The organism is Devosia sp. Z6_126 (assembly GCF_058133495.1).
On record NZ_JBYUNO010000001.1, the window covers coordinates 919,898 to 935,053 of the forward strand.

The window sequence follows — 15,156 nt, forward strand, 5'->3', positions numbered from 1 at the left end:
TCCAACCAATCCCATCGGTGCCGGGCTGGCGCGCTCCCCGCGCGACGCCCGTACCGCAGCCCGGCGTCTGGAGACAATTTTCTTGGCCAAACGAGATTTCTACGAAGTGCTTGGCGTTGCCAAGGGAGCCGACGATGCGGCACTCAAGAGTGCTTATCGCAAGCTGGCCATGCAGCATCATCCCGACCGCAACCCCGGCAACAGCGAAGCGGAAGCCAAGTTCAAGGAAATCAGCGAGGCCTATGACACGCTCAAGGACGGCCAGAAGCGCGCCGCCTATGACCGGTTCGGCCATGCCGCGTTTGAAAATGGCGGGGGGCGTGGAGGCGCGGGCTTTGGCCCCGAATTCAACTCCTCGATGTCCGATATCTTCGAAGACATCTTTGGCGATTTCATGGGCGGCCGACGCGGCGGTGGCGGGGCCTCGGCCAAGCTGCGCGGCTCGGATTTGCGCTATAATCTCGAAATCTCGCTCGAGGAATCCTATACCGGCCGCACGGTCGAGATCGATGTGCCGACCCTGGTGGGCTGCACCACCTGCGATGGCTCGGGCGCCAAGCCGGGCACCGGCAGCCACACCTGCCGGCAATGCAATGGCCATGGCAAGGTGCGCGCCGCCCAGGGGTTTTTCACCATCGAGCGGACCTGCCCGGTGTGCCAGGGCCGTGGGCAGATGATGGACCAGCCCTGCACCGATTGCGGTGGCCAGGGCCGGCGCGAGGAAAACCGCAAGCTATCGGTGGATATCCCCAAGGGGATCGAGGATGGCACGCGCATTCGGCTGGCCAATGAGGGCGAGGCGGGGCTGCGTGGTGGCCCGCCGGGCGATCTTTACATCTTTATCTCGATCAAGCCGCACGACCTGTTCCAGCGCGACGGCGCTGATCTTTATGCGCGCGTCCCCATCGCGATGACGACGGCGGCGCTGGGGGGCGAGTTCGAGGTGCCAACGCTTGATAATGCGCGAGCCAAGGTCAAGGTGCCAGCCGGGACCCAGCCGGGTCAGCGCGTGCGCCTCAAGGGCAAGGGCATGCCGGTGCTCCGCTCCAAGGATCAGGGCGATCTTTATGTGCAGCTCGATATCGAGACGCCGCAGAACCTCAGCCGCAAGCAGCGCGAGCTGCTGGAAGAATTCCAGCGCCTGACCACGAACGAAACCAGCCCCACTTCGGACGGGTTTTTCGCCAAGCTCAAAAAGATGTTCGACGCCTAAGGGCGCTGCCGCCGGTCAAGAACCGGCGGTTGCCGCTGGCGGCAGGGCGAGCACGGCTTCGTCGAGTTCACGCGACAGGGCTGTGAGCGCCGCCCTGCCCGCATCCTCGGCATCGGCGATGGCGGTGCCGAAGGGCACTTCAAGCCCAAGGCGCTTATTGGAATCATCGGCCCACACGAATGACAGATAGCTCTTGCCGGCCGCCAGGTCGTGCGAGAGATGGGTCACGTTCAACTTCGAAGCCATGAAATTGTCTCCCTCAGTGCGAGTTGAGACGATCCCATCGGCAGCTATGCGTCAACATGGCTTGTGCACATCCCGCAGCTGAGCAACATTGATCCTCCAACGCGGAGGAACACTGCCGGCATGGCCACTGCATTGACGCTTTCAGGCTCGATCCGGCGCGGCTCGCTCAACCGCGTGCTGCAAAACCATGTCGGGCGCAAGCTCACGCAAGCCGGGGTTGCGGTCACCCAGCTTGAACTGGGCGACTTTCCCATGCCCCTGTTCAACGAGGATCTGGAACCGGACCAGGTACCGGAAGCAGCGCCTGTTCTCGCGCAGCTGTTTGCCAGCCACGACATCATCTTCTGGGCCAGTCCGGAATATAATGGCGGGCTGACACCCCTGACGGTCAACACCATTGCCTGGCTCAGCCGGCAAAAGCCCAACCCGTTCCGGCACGCCGTTTTTGGCATTGGCGGGGTGAGCTCGGGCAAATATGGCACGGTGATGGGCCAGTCCCATCTGCGCGATAGCCTGAGCAAACTTGGAGCCCTGGTGGTGCCGACGCTGCTCGGCATTGGCCCGGGCGCCGCCGCCTTTGATGCGGACGGCAATCCCACCGAAAAATCCGTGGTAGGCAAGATCGAGCAGCTGGTGCACGATCTCACCCATTTCAGCAGAGGCTAGCAAGCGATGCGGGCACTTTACCTTTCCCACCCGCAGATCAGCATGGATGCCAATGTGCCGGTGCCGCTGTGGCCGCTATCGGCCGAAGGGCTCGACCGGGCTGAGCGCTTTGCGGCGCGCGGCGTGGTGCCGCCCGGCGCGATGATCTTTTCAAGCCGCGAGCGCAAGGCACTCGATCTCGCCGAAGTTCTCGCGGCGAGCACCGGGACAGTGGTGTTGAGCGATCACCTGATGGGGGAAAATGATCGCAGCAGCACGGGCTTTCTGCCCCCGGCGCTGTTTGAGCTGGCAGCCGACCAGTTCTTTGCCGAACCCCATAGCAGCTACCAGGGATGGGAACGGGCGATCGACGCGCAGGCCCGTATCGTTGAAACGGTGCGCACGGCGCTGGCCAGTGTCCCCCCGGGCACCCCGGCAGTGTTTTGCGGGCATGGCGGGGTGGGCACGCTACTCAAATGCTTTGCCGCAGGAGTGCCGATCGATCGCAAGGAGGACCAGGGACGCCGCGGCGGTCGGGGCGGTGGCAATGGGTTCGTGTTCGATCTTGCCGAGGGACAAGTGCTGCTGGACTGGACCCCGCTCGAGGAATTGCCGGCGGACTGGTTCACCGCGCCGGCGATTGCGGAGGCACGGGTTTTGACCTAAGCCTCCCGGCAGTTTTTACCCCGGGAGAGTACAGCGGTGAGCGGAGAATTGATTGTTGGTCTGGACCTGTCGTCGCGCGCCAAGGCCGAAGACATGGTGGCGCGGCTGGGCGACAGCGTCGAGTTCTACAAGATCGGCTACCAGCTGTTTTATGGCGGGGACGGGTTTGCCCTGGGCAAGGAGTTGATTAGCGCGGGCAAGAAGGTATTCTTCGATCTCAAGCTCCTCGACATCGACAACACGGTTGAAAAAGGGGTCGCTGCTTTCGCGCAGACCGGCGCGACCATGCTGACCGTGCATGCCTATCCCAAGACCATGCGCGCCGCCGCCAAGGCCGCCGCGGGATCGGGGCTGTGCGTATTGGGCGTTACCGTGCTGACCTCGATGGACGATGCCGATCTGCGCGAAGCGGGTTATGAGCGCGATGCGGCGGGCCTCGTCGCGCTGCGGGCCGAACAGGCGCGGGCAGCCGGGATCGGTGGCGTTGTGGCTTCGGCCCATGAAGCGGGGATGGTGCGCAATCTCGTGGGTCCTGACCTCGCGGTAGTGACGCCCGGCATTCGCCCGTCCGGTTCGCCGGCGGGGGACCAGAAGCGGGTCATGGGTCCGCGCGAGGCGCTCGACGCCGGCGCGACCCATCTCGTCGTGGCGCGCCCGATTATCGAAGCGCCCGATCCCGCGGCGGCAGCCCGGGCGATCCTCGCCGAAATGGCCGGCGGCACCCGGCTTGCCTAAACTCTTCCTGCCTACGCTAAATGCCCTCGTGGAGCGCTACCTTGCCGAAGTGGCGGAGCGGGGAGAATACCTCTCCCTGTTACGCTGGCAGATCGCAGAGGGGCATCAGCTCGATGAGCGGAGCACCTTGCCGGGGCATGTCACGACCAGTGCCTTTGTGCTTTCGCCCGATCTCCGGCAGGCCTTGTTGATCGACCATGTCACCATCGGCCGATGGCTGCAGCCGGGCGGGCACTACGAACCGGCACCGCGCTTTGCCCAATCGGCGGCACGGGAAGCCTTCGAGGAAACGGGGGTCGCAGATCTGCGGCTCCATTCCTGGCACGCGGATAGCGATCTGCCCTTCACCATCGACAGCCACGACGTGCCGGACAAACCGGCCCGCAACGAGCCGGCGCATGTGCACCACGATCTGCAATATTTGTACGTGGCCGACCCGGCCTTGCCGCTCACGCCCCAGCTCGAGGAAGTGCATGGCGCGCAATGGCGGCCAGTCGAGGCGCTGGCGGATTTCGCCCCGCGCGCGCTGCGGCGGCTGGAGGCGCTCCGAGCCTAGCCCGCCAGCCCGTGCTCGCGGGTCAGGTCGCCCAGATCGAGCTGCGGGCGCGCGCCGATATGGGAGATCACCTCGGAAGCCGCGAGGCAGCCGGTTTTGAGCGCGGTTTCCAGCGTTTGGCCACGGGCCATAGCGAGCAGGAAACCCGAGGCGAAGAGATCGCCGGCGCCGGTGGCATCGACGACATGGGGCACCGGGAAGGCTGGTACCGAAACCACTTCGCCATTGCAGGTCGCCATGGCGCCATCGGCACCCATGGTAATGGCGGCGAGTTCGGCATCCTTGGCGATCTCGCGCACCGCGACGCCCAGATCATCGGTCTGGTAGAGCGATTTCAGCTCGTTGATATTGGCAAAGACATAGTCGATGGTCTTGGAGCGGATGAGATCGAGGAACTCGGCGCGATACCGATCGACGCAGAACGGGTCCGAAAGGGTGAAGGCGGCGGCGCGCTCGTTCTTGTGGGCGTAGTGGGCGGCCAGCACAAAGGCCTTCTTGGCCTCGACCGGGTCCCACAAAAAGCCTTCCATATAGGTGATGGCAGCGCTGCCGATCTCGTCGGGGCGGATGTCGCGCTCGGTCAGCTCGTGGCAGGCGCCGAGATAGGTGTTCATGGTGCGCTCGCCATCTTCGGACAGGAAGATCATGGAGCGGGCGGTGAGCGCGCCGTTTTCGAGGCGGCTGGTGGCGTAGTAGACGCCCAGCGCATCGAGGTCGGTGGCAAAGACGTCGCCCAGCGGATCGTCGGCGACCTTGCCGATAAAGGCGGCGCGGCCACCAAGGGAGGCGACGCCGGCGGCGGTGTTGGCGGCGCTGCCGCCCGAGATCTGCTGCTTGCCCAGGGGCATCTTGTCGTAAAGATCGGCAGCGCGGTCGGTGTCGATGAGGTGCATGATGCCCTTGCTCATGCCTTCGCGCTCGATGAAGCCCGGCTCGACGGGGGCAATGATATCGACAATGGCATTGCCGATGGTGAGGACGTCAAACCGCGTTTCGGACATGCAGGGGCTCCGGGACCAGACCTTGGCGGTGTAGAGGATCGCGCCGGGCTGTGCAATTGGCCAGCCGAACTAGGCGGGTAGCCAGCTTAGGAGCGGCCGATGATCTGGGCGATCAGGTCTCGGGTGTCTTCGCCCGCTTCAATGGCGATCTGGCCATCGAGCAGCAGCACGGCAAGGCCATGAACGCGCGCCCACGCGGTGAGCGAGGCAATGCGGGCTTCCCGCCCTTCCCCGCCAGCAACGCGGCGCAGGGTGGCAAAGGCGGCATCGGCGGCCATGCGCAGGCCGGGACGATTGGCGCGGCGCAGCTGCGGGGAGAACATCAGGCGAAAGAGATTGCCGTTATCAAGCGCGAACAACACATAGGCGCGGCCCATGGCGGCGAGAGGATCGGGCGGGTTCGTGGCGCCGACCTCGTCCATCATCTGGGTGAAGCGGCGAAAGCCGGTGACCGCCAGCGCTTCCAGGAGGGCAATGCGGCCGTCGAAATGGCGATAAGGCGCGGCTGGTGACACGCCAACGGCACGGGCGAGTTCGCGCAGGCCGAGGCCCGCCTCCCCTTCCCGCTCCAGAATGATGAGAGCGGCGTCGAGCAAGGCGTTGCGCAGATCGCCATGGTGATACGGCGGGTGGTTCGAAGTTGACATTGTTCACATGCCTAAACTAGCATGTGAACAGCGTCAACAATGGAGCGGAAGATGGATGCAGATCTTGCCTTGGCGATTGGTCACCATCTAGCGGTGTTCACCTTGGTTGGCGCGATCGCAGCCGAATTCGTGCTGCTGCGTCCCGGTCTAGACGGCGTACAGCTGCAGCGCTTGGCGCGGCTCGACGCCGTTTATGGCAGCGCCGCAGTGCTGGTCGTTCTAGTGGGAGTGATGCGGCTGTACTGGGGTGCCGCGGGTCCGGACTATTATTTCAGCAATCACGCCTTCTGGGGAAAGATGGCCGCCTTTGTGGCGGTGGGCCTGCTGTCAATTGCGCCCACAATTGCCTTTGGCCGGTGGCGCAAAGCGCTTCGCGCCAATCCCGGCTTTCGCCCAAGCGAAGGTGAAATTCGCCGGCAGCGTCGGTTCCTCCATGCCGAGTTGGGTTTTCTCATCCTCGTGCCAATCTTTGCTGCGATGATGGCGCGGGGTTACGGCAGCTAGCTCGAGAGCGGCTGAGGGCCGCCGCCGGGTGCGGGCGTCTTGGGCTCAAACAGGCACCATTGCCGGATGGGGCAGCGCCAGCATTCGGGTTTGCGCGCCTTGCAGATATAACGGCCGTGCAGGATCAACCAGTGATGGGCATGGAGCGCATACTCAGGTGGAATAACCTGCATGAGCCGGGTTTCCACCGCCAGCACCGTGGCGCCTGGAGCGATGCCGGTGCGGTTGCTGACCCGGAACACATGGGTGTCGACGGCCATAGTGGGCTGGCCAAAAAAGATGTTGAGCACGACATTGGCGGTTTTGCGCCCGACGCCGGGCAGGGATTCCAGCGCCTCGCGATCGGCCGGGACCTCGCCGCCATGCTCGGCCAGGAGCTTTTGGCTGAGGGCATAGACATTCTTGGCCTTGGTGCGGAACAGGCCAATGGTGCGAATCATTTCCTCGATGCGCTCGGGGCCAAGCGCCACCATGGCGGCGGGGGTGGGCGCGAGTTGAAAGAGCGCTCGCGTCGCCTTGTTGACGCCGGCATCGGTCGCCTGGGCCGAAAGCACCACCGCCACCAACAAAGTGAAGGCGTTGACATATTCGAGTTCGCCCTTCGGCTCAGGGTCTATGCTGTGGAAGCGCTCGAAGATCGCCGCGATAGCCGCGGGAGGCAGTGACTTCACTTTTTTTAATGGCGGCATTTTCTCACTCCCCGCTTTGGGGTTATATGGCTTGAGAGCTTTACCATGTCGATGCAAGCTACAACCACAGCGCCGCTCTTTGCAGCTAGGCTGACGCCACACCGCTCCCTGTCGCGACGCGGTGGCTGGTTCGTTGTTGCCCTGGCAGGCGTCCTCGCGCTGATCCCCGGTATCATCTTTTTTGCCATGGGCGCCTGGCCGGTGATCGGGTTCATGGGCCTCGACGTGCTCGCGATTGCCTGGGCCATGCATGCCTCGATCAAGGGCGGCAAGCAGGCCGAGCAGGTGCGGCTGTGGAAGGATCGGCTCGAGCTGACCAGCATCGGGGCCAAGGGCGAAACCAGCACGCAGCTGTTTGACCCGCGCCAAGTGCGGCTGGTGATCGAGCGCGATATCAACGAGCGCACGACGGGGCTGTTGCTGCGCTCGGGCGGGCTCGATACGCCAGTGGGGGCGTTCTTGCATCCCGATGACCTCTCGAGCTTCAGCAAGGCCTTCGGTTCGGCCCTGCGCAAGGCGCGCGCCTAGACGTTGTTTTCGGGTCGCGTGCCGGGGCGCATTGGCCTAGCCTCCACCCCATGAACACGCATGTGACAATTTCCGCAGCCGATGATTACGAGGCAATCCGTGCGGCCATTCGCTATCTCAGCGAAACGGGCCCGGATGAACTCGATCTCGCCCGATTCGCCCGCGCGCTGGGGCAAAGCGAACGATCGCTCAGCGAATTGTTTCGCCGCTGGTGCGGGCTGACGCCCAAATCCTTTGCCCAGGCGGTGGCGCTCGACCATGCCAAATCGCTGCTGGCGAGCCGGCAAAGCGTGCTCGACACCACCTACGAAGTGGGCCTCTCCTCCACCTCACGGCTGCATGATCTGTTCGTGACCTATGAGGCGATGCCGCCGGGCGTGTTCCGGGCAGGGGGCGCGGGTATCGACATGGTCTGGGGCGCGGCCCCCTCGCCGTTCGGCACGGCCGTCGTGACTGCCACCGACTACGGCATTTCGGGGCTGGGCTTTGCCGATGGCGAGACAAGCGTTGAGGGGGCCTTCGAGGATCTGGCGCAGCGCTGGCCCAATGCCCGGTTCATCCGTGACGATGCGCGAATCGCACCAATGGTGGCCCAGGTGTTTTCGCCCGCGCATTGGTCGCCCGAGCAGCCGGTGCGGGTGGTGCTGATTGGCACCGATTTCGAGGTCAAGGTTTGGGAAACGCTGCTTTCGATCCCCTTGGGGCAGGCCAGCACCTATGCCGAAGTGGCGCGTCAGGTCGGACGGCCGGCGGCATCGCGGGCGGTGGGGGCAGCGGTGGGCAAGAACCCGATCAGCTTTGTGGTGCCCTGCCACCGGGTGGTGGGCAGTTCGGGGGCCCTGACGGGCTATCATTGGGGCGTGCCACGCAAGCGCGCGATCCTGGGGTGGGAAGCCGGGGTTATTTCGGCCACCCACCCGGTTTCACGTGAAACCTAGAGCGCGACCTGGCGCAGCAGCGCGCCATCGCTGCCGATCTCGTAAACAGTGGGCTGGCCGGTCGCGATCTCGCGCTTGAGGATCTGCTCGGGCGTCAGCCCCTCAATGGCCATGACCATGGCGCGCAGCGAGTTGCCATGGGCAGCAATGAGGATGGTTTCGCCGGCCTGGAGACGCGGCAGGATCTCGGCTTCGTAGTAAGGCAAGGTGCGGGCCGCGGTGTCCTTGAGCGATTCGCCGCCAGGAGGGGGCACATCATAGGAGCGGCGCCAGATCAGCACCTGCTCCTCGCCCCATTTGGCGCGGGCATCATCCTTGTTGAGACCCGACAGGTCGCCATAGTCGCGTTCATTAAGCGCAGTGTTGCGGATGATGGTGCAATTCAGAACGCCCATTTCCTCGAGCATCAGATCGAGCGTGTGCTGGGCCCGACGCAGAGCCGAGGTGTAATAAAGGTCAGGCACGATGCCAGCGGCCTTCAGCGCCTTGCCGGTGGCGCGGGCCTCTTCCATCCCCTGCTCGGTCAGGTCGGGGTTACGCCAGCCGGTAAAGAGGTTGAGCAGGTTCCATTCGCTTTGCCCGTGACGGACAAGGATCAGGGTGCCGGTCATGATGAGGTCCTTGATGACTGGGTGAGGCCGAGCACATCGGCAATGGTGTAAAGGCCGGGGGCCTGATCGCGGGCCCAGAGCGCCGAGCGCAGGGCGCCATTGGCAAAGATGGAGCGGTCTTCGGCGCGATGACCAAGCTCGAGGCGCTCACCGGGGCCGGCAAAGATAACGCTGTGGTCGCCAACGACCGTGCCGCCGCGCAGGGTGGCAAAGCCGATCGTGCCCGCTTCACGCGGGCCGGTATGGCCATCACGCACGCGCACGGATTTTTCCTCCAGCGAAACGGCGCGACCGCGCGCGGCCGCTTCCCCGAGGATGAGGGCGCTGCCCGAGGGCGCGTCGACCTTGCGGCTATGATGCATTTCGACAATTTCGATGTCGTAGTCGGCCAGAGCCGCAGCGGCCTGTTCCACGAGGTTGGAGAGCACGGCCATCCCGAGGGAGAAATTGCCGGATTTGACGATGCGGGCCCCGGCCCTGGCAGCGGCGGCAATCGCGGCGTCATGCTCGAGGGTGCAGCCGGTTGTGCCGATCACATGGATCAAGCCAGTGTCAGCGGCCCGCTGTGCCAGCGCGACGCTGACCGCCGGGGCGGTGAAATCGATGATGGCGTCGGCGCCGGTCAGCGCGGCATCGAGCGAATCGACCACCGGAACGCCGACGGCCTCGAGTCCGGCTAGCGTGCCGGCATCACGCCCGAGCACGCTTGAGCCGGGCCGATCCAGGGCGGCGTGGAGCACCACGCCGGGATGGTTGACCAGCGCCCGAATATTGGCTGCGCCCATGCGCCCGCCGGCGCCCGCGATGATTACCCTCAGTTCCGCCATCATCTACTCCGATTTTCGGCTTTGCCTATAGCAGCGCCATCGGGCCGCGCCAACTGCGTGCCCCGCGGGGACCGGCGTGCTAGGTTGGGAAACTCTAAGGGCGGGGTAGATCTTGCATGACCATCACCAATGCGCTTGCGGGCATCGCGGTCGACGATTTCGGCGAGTCGCTGCCTTGGTATGAGCTGCTGTTCGGCCGGGAGGCCGATTCGCGCCCGCTGGGCGATGTGGCGGAATGGAAACTGCCAACGGATGGATGGATCCAGCTGATCACCGACGGGGATCGGGCGGGTGCATCGACGCTGACGCTGATCGTCGATGATCTGGCGGGGGAATTGCACCGGCTCAAAAGTGTGGGCATCGAGCCGGTGGCCAAATCGATAGGCGATTTCTTCAAGACCGCCAAGCTGCGCGACCCTGACGGCAACCAGATCGTGTTGAGCGAGCCGCGGCCGGGGACGTATTAAGCGTCAGACGCGACGCAGGCGCACTTCCTCGATCAAATGGCTCTTGCCCTTTTTGAGGATCAAATCGGCGCGGCCACGCGTCGGCAGCACGTTATTGAGCAGATTGGGCAGGTTGATGGTTTCCCAGACCTTGTTCCCAAAGGTCCCCGCCTCTTCCTCAGTCATATCGGCAAAACGGCGGAAGAACGAACTGGGGTCACGGAAGGCGGTTTCGCGCAGGCGGAAGAACCGCTCCATGTACCAGTCGCGCAGATCATCCTCGTCGGCGTCGATATAGATGGAGAAGTCGAGGAAATCCGAGGCAAAGAGGATCGGATCCCCGGTCTTGGGGAGTTCGCCGGTCTGCAGGATGTTGAGCCCCTCGACAATGAGGATGTCGGGGCGATCGATCACCACTTCCTCGCCGGGTACGACGTCGTAAACGAGGTGGGAATAAACCGGGACCGAGATCTTGCCCTTGCCCGATTTCACATCGGCGAGAAAGCCGACGACGCGAGCGCGATCATAGCTTTCGGGAAAGCCCTTGCGCTCCATGAGCCCGCGTTCGGCCAGAACGGCATTGGGGTACAAAAAGCCATCAGTGGTGACGAGATCGACCTTGGGGCTCGCCGGCCAGCGGCGCAGCAGCGCCTGGAGAATGCGGGCGGTGGTGGATTTGCCGACGGCAACCGAGCCCGCAACGCCGATGATGAAGGGCACGCGCTGGTCGGGTGTGCCGAGAAAGCGCGTCGAAACCTGGTGCAGATTCTGCACGGCTTCCACATAGAACGAGAGCAGCCGGGTCAGCGGCAGATAGACTTCCTCGGCTTCCTCGAGCGAGATGGGATCGGAGAGGGTACGCAGGCGCGCAACGTCCTCGCGCGTCAGGGTCATGGGCTCATCGGCGCGCAGCTTGGACCATTGCGCCTTGGTGAGGTGATGGTAGGGCTCGGGGGGCCGACGCTTGAGCTTGGCCATCAGTGCCCTGCCCCGCGCGCAGCTTTTTCTTCGAGCCCGCTTTGGGCGGTGCGGCGGTCAAGCTCGGCCATGACCTCGGCCAGCGGCAGGTCAGCCGCGCGCAGCACGACAAGCAGATGATAAAGCACGTCGGCGGCTTCCTTGGTGAGTTCGGGCTTGTTGCCAGTGACGGCGGCAATCACGGCTTCGGTGGCTTCTTCGCCGAGCTTTTGCGCTGATTTTTCGATGCCCTGGGCGAGGAGCTTGGCGGTGTAGCTCTGGTCGGGCGAGGCGCTGGCGCGCAAAGCGATGCGGGCGTCGAGTTCCTCGAGGGTCATGGGGCAATCCTTTGCTCGGGTTCGACATCGGGCGGGTCCATGCGCACAGCAATGCCGTGGTCGCGCAGATAGTGCTTGGCCTGGGGGATGGTGAAGGTGCCGAAGTGGAAGATGGAGGCGGCGAGCACGGCGCTGGCATGGCCTTCCCTGACACCCTCGACCAGGTGATCGAGCGTGCCGACACCGCCCGAGGCGATCACCGGGACTTCCACGGCATCGGCGATGGTGCGGGTGAGGGGCAGATCAAAGCCGGTCTTGGTCCCGTCGCGGTCCATGGAGGTCACGAGCAATTCGCCGGCGCCACGCTCGACCATGCGGGTGGCAAATTCCACCGCATCAATGCCAGTGGGCTTGCGGCCGCCATGGGTCCAGATTTCCCAACCTGCCCCCTCGGCGCGGGCCTTGGCGTCGACGGAAACGACAATGCATTGATTGCCGAACTTGTCGGCGGCGCGGGCAATGAAATCGGGATCGCTGACGGCGGCAGAGTTGATGGCGACCTTGTCGGCCCCGGCCAGCAGCAGGCGGCGAATGTCTTCGACAGTGCGCACGCCGCCGCCTACGGTTACCGGCATGAAGCAATGCTCGGCGGTGCGGCGGACCACATCGACAATGGTGTCGCGCCCTTCATGGCTGGCGGCAATATCGAGGAAGGTCAGCTCATCGGCGCCGGCGGCATCATAGGCCATGGCGGCCTGGACGGGATCGCCGGCATCCTGAAGGTCAACGAACTGCACGCCCTTGACGACGCGGCCGCCCATCACATCAAGGCAGGGGATCAATCGGGTCTTGAGGCTCATCGGATTATCCTTGCGGCAGGCGATGGTGCCGGCGCCAGGCCAGCCAGTGAATAGTAAGCATGATCAGCCAGACCAGCACGGCTCCGCCACCGAACGGAATGCTGGCCAGCATCAGCCAGCCCATCAGGGCCATAGCGTAAAGCGCTTCCCCCCAATCGGCCCCGGCGATCATGCAGGCATGAACCGAGCCTTCGTCCAGTTGGCAATTGTGCCAATCGGCAAGACTTGTGGCCAGCCATACCGAAATCAGTGGCAGGAGGGCCAGAAAGACGATGACGGCGAGCGCAGAAGGTAGAACCGCCCGGGAAAGCGGTTCGCCATTTCAAGCCGCCTGCCGCAGCAGCGTCAGGGCTTCACGTGAATCAATGCGGCCATCGTAAAGGGCGCGGCCAGTGATGGCGCCTTCGAGCACCTGCGCATCGGGCTGGATCAGGCGCTCGATATCGGTCATGGACGCGAGGCCCCCCGAGGCGATCACCGGAATGGCGGTGGCGCGGGCAAGCTCCAGGGTCGAGTCCCAGTTGATCCCGGCGAGCACGCCGTCGCGATCGATATCGGTATAGATGATGGCGGCAACGCCAGCGCCTTCGAAGCGCCAGGCGAGCTCGATGACGCTGAGCTCGGAGGTCTCGGCCCAGCCTTCCACCGCCACCATGCCAGCGCGGGCGTCGATGCCGACGGCGACCTGGCCGGGCCACTTGCGGGCGGCTTCCTTAACCAAAGCGGGATCGCGCACGGCGACGGTGCCGAGGATGACGCGGGCGAGGCCCTTGTCGAGCCAGGCTTCAATATGGCCGAGATTGCGGATGCCGCCGCCGAGCTGGACGGGAAATCTCACCGTTTTGAGAATGGCTTCCACCGCCGCGCCGTTGACACTTTGCCCGGCAAAGGCACCGTTGAGATCAACGACGTGGAGATACTCAAAACCCTGGTCTTCAAAGCTCTTGGCCTGGGCAGCCGGATCGTCGTTGAAGACGGTGGCCTGGTTCATGTCGCCGAGCTTGAGGCGCACGCATTGGCCATCCTTGAGGTCGATGGCGGGGAAGAGGATCATGGCGTCCACCTCAGGAAGTTTTCGATCAGGCGCAGGCCCAGGGTTTGGGATTTTTCCGGGTGGAATTGCGCGCCAAAGAGATTGTCGCGCCCAACGCAAGCGGTCACCGGGCCACCGTACTCGGTGGTGGCGATAAGGTGCTCGGGATGGGTGGGGCGCAGGTGATAGGAATGAACGAAATAGGCGTGGAGCCCATCGGGTCCGTCGGCGATCCCGGACAACAGGGCATGGGGGCGCTCGAATCGGAGCGTGTTCCACCCCATATGGGGGATCTTGAGACTGGGATCGCTGGGGGTGATGCGTTCGACCGGGCCGGGGATCCAGCCAAGGCCGGGGGTGATTTCTTTTTCGCGGCCTTCGCCGGCCATGAGCTGCATGCCCACGCAGATGCCCAGAAACGGCGTGCCGCCGGCAATGACCTTGCTGTTGAGGGTTTCGACCATGCCGGGCACGGCATCGAGGCCGCGCTTGCAATCGGCAAAGGCGCCGACGCCCGGCAGCATGATGTGGTCAGCGCCGCGCACCACTTCAGGGTCGGCGGTGACGAGGATTTCAGGCGGGTGTTCCAAGCCGGCGGCCACCCGCTCGAAGGCCTTGGCGGCGGAATGCAGATTGCCTGCGCCGTAATCGATAATGGCAACGCGGCTCATTGCAGGGCCTCCAGTTGAGCCTGTTCGGAATAGGGTGCCCAGAGTTCACGGCGATAGGTCCAGCCGGTGCGCGCCAGCTTGGCGCGGCGCAGCGAGGGCGCGGCAAAGCCTATTGAAGCGGCCAGTACGCCGTAAAGGGCTGTGGTGGCGCCCTGCCCCAGCCAGAGCGAGGCAAATCCGAGCGCGAGGACAAGGAGCACGTAGCCGAGCAATTCGAGCCAGAGCCCATGGCGCAGCGCAAAGACGGGGGGCAGCCAGAAGGCGAGCCAGGAGAAGCGATCCCCCACGGCGACGGGCAGATCGGCCTGGCCGGGCTTAGCGTCAAAAATGGCGTAAAAGGTCACCAGTTGGCTCCAGTGCACAAAGAGCGCGGCGGAGGGCAGACCCGGGGCGTGGGCCTGCCGCGCGGGGTGTTCCCGCCCGCTGCTGCTCCATTAGGGCAAAAGGCGCCGCAGCGAAAGCCTAGAGCGTGCCCTTGGTGGAGGGAACGCGGTCGGCCGCCCGCGGATCGATTTCGAGCGCCACGCGCAGTGCACGGGCGACGGCCTTGAACATGGACTCGGCCAGATGGTGGCTGTTGTCGCTGTAGAAGTTCTCGATGTGGAGGGTGATGCCGGCATTGACCGCAAAGGCCTGGAAGAATTCCTGGAACAGCTCAGTGTCGATCTCACCGATCTTGTCGCGGTTCCACTGGGCGCGGAACACGAGGAAGGGGCGGCCCGAAACATCGAGCGCCGCCCGGGTCAGGGTGCCGTCCATGGGCAGATCGCAGCTGGCATAGCGGTTGATGCCGCGCTTGTCGCCGATGGCCTCGCGAATGGCTTGGCCCAAGGCAATGCCGACATCCTCCACGGTGTGGTGGAAGTCGATGTGCAGATCGCCGGTGCAGCTGATCTCCATGTCGATCAGGGAGTGGCGCGCCAGCTGATCGAGCATGTGATCGAAAAAGCCGACACCCGTCGCCATGGCGTGCTTGCCGGTGCCATCGAGATTGATGGACACGCGGATATCGGTTTCGTTGGTCTTGCGGGCGATGGTGGCAGTGCGCATTGGGGCCTCCGGGCGTCGGGCTCCTAGCATGTAGCGCGGCAGCCTTAAAGATTGG

23 protein-coding genes are annotated in these 15,156 nt (G+C 64.3%); 9 read left to right on the forward strand and 14 right to left on the reverse strand.

The genetic code is table 11. The annotated features are described in order from the left end of the window. The first annotated feature begins 82 nt into the window (after positions 1 to 82). Positions 83 to 1,213 (forward strand): molecular chaperone DnaJ, encoded by a 1,131-nt coding sequence (gene dnaJ / locus AC3YOG_RS04470; protein WP_489934221.1) that lies wholly within the window; start codon positions 83 to 85, stop codon positions 1,211 to 1,213. A 15-nt stretch (positions 1,214 to 1,228) separates the two neighbouring features. Here the strand turns inward: dnaJ and AC3YOG_RS04475 are convergent, their stop codons facing one another. Beyond that, positions 1,229 to 1,459 (reverse strand): hypothetical protein, encoded by a 231-nt coding sequence (locus AC3YOG_RS04475; protein ID WP_489934222.1) that lies wholly within the window; start codon positions 1,457 to 1,459, stop codon positions 1,229 to 1,231. A 120-nt stretch (positions 1,460 to 1,579) separates the two neighbouring features. Here AC3YOG_RS04475 and AC3YOG_RS04480 point away from each other — a divergent pair, with 120 nt between their 5' ends. From AC3YOG_RS04480 to AC3YOG_RS04495, 4 genes are read left to right on the forward strand one after another with little or no spacing between them, the layout of a single operon-like run. Further along, positions 1,580 to 2,125 (forward strand): NADPH-dependent FMN reductase, encoded by a 546-nt coding sequence (locus tag AC3YOG_RS04480; RefSeq protein WP_489934223.1) that lies wholly within the window; start codon positions 1,580 to 1,582, stop codon positions 2,123 to 2,125. Between the two features lie 6 nt (positions 2,126 to 2,131). After that, on the forward strand, positions 2,132 to 2,770 hold the full coding sequence (locus AC3YOG_RS04485) for a histidine phosphatase family protein (protein WP_489934224.1): 639 nt from the start codon (positions 2,132 to 2,134) through the stop codon (positions 2,768 to 2,770). 36 nt (positions 2,771 to 2,806) lie between these two features. Then, entirely contained in the window at positions 2,807 to 3,505 is a 699-nt protein-coding gene (gene pyrF / locus AC3YOG_RS04490) for an orotidine-5'-phosphate decarboxylase (RefSeq protein WP_127754988.1), read from the forward strand. Then, entirely contained in the window at positions 3,498 to 4,061 is a 564-nt protein-coding gene (locus AC3YOG_RS04495; protein WP_489934225.1) for an NUDIX hydrolase, read from the forward strand. The genes pyrF and AC3YOG_RS04495 overlap by 8 nt, the downstream gene beginning before the upstream one ends. Here AC3YOG_RS04495 and AC3YOG_RS04500 read toward each other — a convergent pair. Beyond that, positions 4,058 to 5,062: an adenosine kinase gene (locus AC3YOG_RS04500; protein WP_489934226.1), complete on the reverse strand. Its 1,005-nt coding sequence runs from the start codon at positions 5,060 to 5,062 to the stop codon at positions 4,058 to 4,060. The genes AC3YOG_RS04495 and AC3YOG_RS04500 overlap by 4 nt on opposite strands. A gap of 86 nt (positions 5,063 to 5,148) precedes the next feature. Continuing rightward, positions 5,149 to 5,709, reverse strand: a complete 561-nt coding sequence (locus AC3YOG_RS04505) for a TetR/AcrR family transcriptional regulator (protein WP_127754985.1) — start codon at positions 5,707 to 5,709, stop codon at positions 5,149 to 5,151. A 51-nt stretch (positions 5,710 to 5,760) separates the two neighbouring features. On the opposite strand from AC3YOG_RS04505, the gene AC3YOG_RS04510 reads away from it, so the two are divergent. Continuing rightward, entirely contained in the window at positions 5,761 to 6,213 is a 453-nt protein-coding gene (locus AC3YOG_RS04510) for a DUF2214 family protein (protein WP_489934227.1), read from the forward strand. Here the strand turns inward: AC3YOG_RS04510 and nth are convergent. Continuing rightward, on the reverse strand, positions 6,210 to 6,902 hold the full coding sequence (nth, locus tag AC3YOG_RS04515; protein WP_489934228.1) for an endonuclease III: 693 nt from the start codon (positions 6,900 to 6,902) through the stop codon (positions 6,210 to 6,212). The genes AC3YOG_RS04510 and nth overlap by 4 nt on opposite strands. A 45-nt stretch (positions 6,903 to 6,947) precedes the next feature. Here nth and AC3YOG_RS04520 point away from each other — a divergent pair, with 45 nt between their 5' ends. Together AC3YOG_RS04520 and AC3YOG_RS04525 are read left to right on the forward strand one after the other, a co-directional pair. Beyond that, the gene (locus AC3YOG_RS04520; protein WP_127754982.1) at positions 6,948 to 7,430 is read left to right on the forward strand and encodes a DUF2244 domain-containing protein; all 483 of its coding nucleotides are present in this window, start codon (positions 6,948 to 6,950) and stop codon (positions 7,428 to 7,430) included. Between the two features lie 62 nt (positions 7,431 to 7,492). Then, positions 7,493 to 8,368 (forward strand): methylated-DNA--[protein]-cysteine S-methyltransferase, encoded by an 876-nt coding sequence (locus AC3YOG_RS04525; protein WP_489934229.1) that lies wholly within the window; start codon positions 7,493 to 7,495, stop codon positions 8,366 to 8,368. Here AC3YOG_RS04525 and AC3YOG_RS04530 read toward each other — a convergent pair. Beyond that, entirely contained in the window at positions 8,365 to 8,979 is a 615-nt protein-coding gene (locus AC3YOG_RS04530) for a 2,3-bisphosphoglycerate-dependent phosphoglycerate mutase (RefSeq protein WP_489934230.1), read from the reverse strand. The two genes, AC3YOG_RS04525 and AC3YOG_RS04530, sit on opposite strands and share 4 nt — an antisense overlap. After that, positions 8,976 to 9,806: a 4-hydroxy-tetrahydrodipicolinate reductase gene (gene dapB / locus AC3YOG_RS04535; protein ID WP_489934231.1), complete on the reverse strand. Its 831-nt coding sequence runs from the start codon at positions 9,804 to 9,806 to the stop codon at positions 8,976 to 8,978. Before dapB ends, AC3YOG_RS04530 begins: the two co-directional genes overlap by 4 nt. 116 nt (positions 9,807 to 9,922) lie before the next feature. On the opposite strand from dapB, the gene AC3YOG_RS04540 reads away from it, so the two are divergent. Further along, a complete protein-coding gene (locus AC3YOG_RS04540; RefSeq protein WP_489934232.1) occupies positions 9,923 to 10,273 on the forward strand; it encodes a VOC family protein in 351 nt (116 codons plus the stop codon). A gap of 3 nt (positions 10,274 to 10,276) precedes the next feature. Here AC3YOG_RS04540 and coaA read toward each other — a convergent pair whose 3' ends face one another. The 8 genes from coaA to hisB all read right to left on the reverse strand — a co-directional run bounded on the left by coaA (position 10,277) and on the right by hisB (position 15,131). Then, entirely contained in the window at positions 10,277 to 11,230 is a 954-nt protein-coding gene (gene coaA / locus AC3YOG_RS04545; RefSeq protein ID WP_489934233.1) for a type I pantothenate kinase, read from the reverse strand. After that, entirely contained in the window at positions 11,230 to 11,547 is a 318-nt protein-coding gene (locus AC3YOG_RS04550) for a phosphoribosyl-ATP diphosphatase (protein ID WP_489934234.1), read from the reverse strand. Before AC3YOG_RS04550 ends, coaA begins: the two co-directional genes overlap by 1 nt. Next, complete coding sequence (gene hisF, locus AC3YOG_RS04555) at positions 11,544 to 12,347, reverse strand: imidazole glycerol phosphate synthase subunit HisF (RefSeq protein WP_489934235.1); 804 nt, start codon at positions 12,345 to 12,347, stop codon at positions 11,544 to 11,546. Before hisF ends, AC3YOG_RS04550 begins: the two co-directional genes overlap by 4 nt. A 4-nt stretch (positions 12,348 to 12,351) precedes the next feature. Beyond that, complete coding sequence (locus AC3YOG_RS04560) at positions 12,352 to 12,519, reverse strand: hypothetical protein (protein WP_489934236.1); 168 nt, start codon at positions 12,517 to 12,519, stop codon at positions 12,352 to 12,354. A 150-nt stretch (positions 12,520 to 12,669) separates the two neighbouring features. Beyond that, complete coding sequence (gene hisA, locus AC3YOG_RS04565) at positions 12,670 to 13,401, reverse strand: 1-(5-phosphoribosyl)-5-[(5-phosphoribosylamino)methylideneamino]imidazole-4-carboxamide isomerase (RefSeq protein WP_489934237.1); 732 nt, start codon at positions 13,399 to 13,401, stop codon at positions 12,670 to 12,672. Further along, the gene (gene hisH, locus AC3YOG_RS04570) at positions 13,398 to 14,051 is read right to left on the reverse strand and encodes an imidazole glycerol phosphate synthase subunit HisH (RefSeq protein WP_489934238.1); all 654 of its coding nucleotides are present in this window, start codon (positions 14,049 to 14,051) and stop codon (positions 13,398 to 13,400) included. The genes hisA and hisH overlap by 4 nt, the downstream gene beginning before the upstream one ends. Next, positions 14,048 to 14,395, reverse strand: a complete 348-nt coding sequence (locus tag AC3YOG_RS04575) for a DUF2628 domain-containing protein (protein ID WP_489934239.1) — start codon at positions 14,393 to 14,395, stop codon at positions 14,048 to 14,050. The genes hisH and AC3YOG_RS04575 overlap by 4 nt, the downstream gene beginning before the upstream one ends. A 118-nt stretch (positions 14,396 to 14,513) precedes the next feature. Then, a complete protein-coding gene (gene hisB, locus AC3YOG_RS04580; protein ID WP_489934240.1) occupies positions 14,514 to 15,131 on the reverse strand; it encodes an imidazoleglycerol-phosphate dehydratase HisB in 618 nt (205 codons plus the stop codon). Positions 15,132 to 15,156 lie beyond the last annotated feature (25 nt).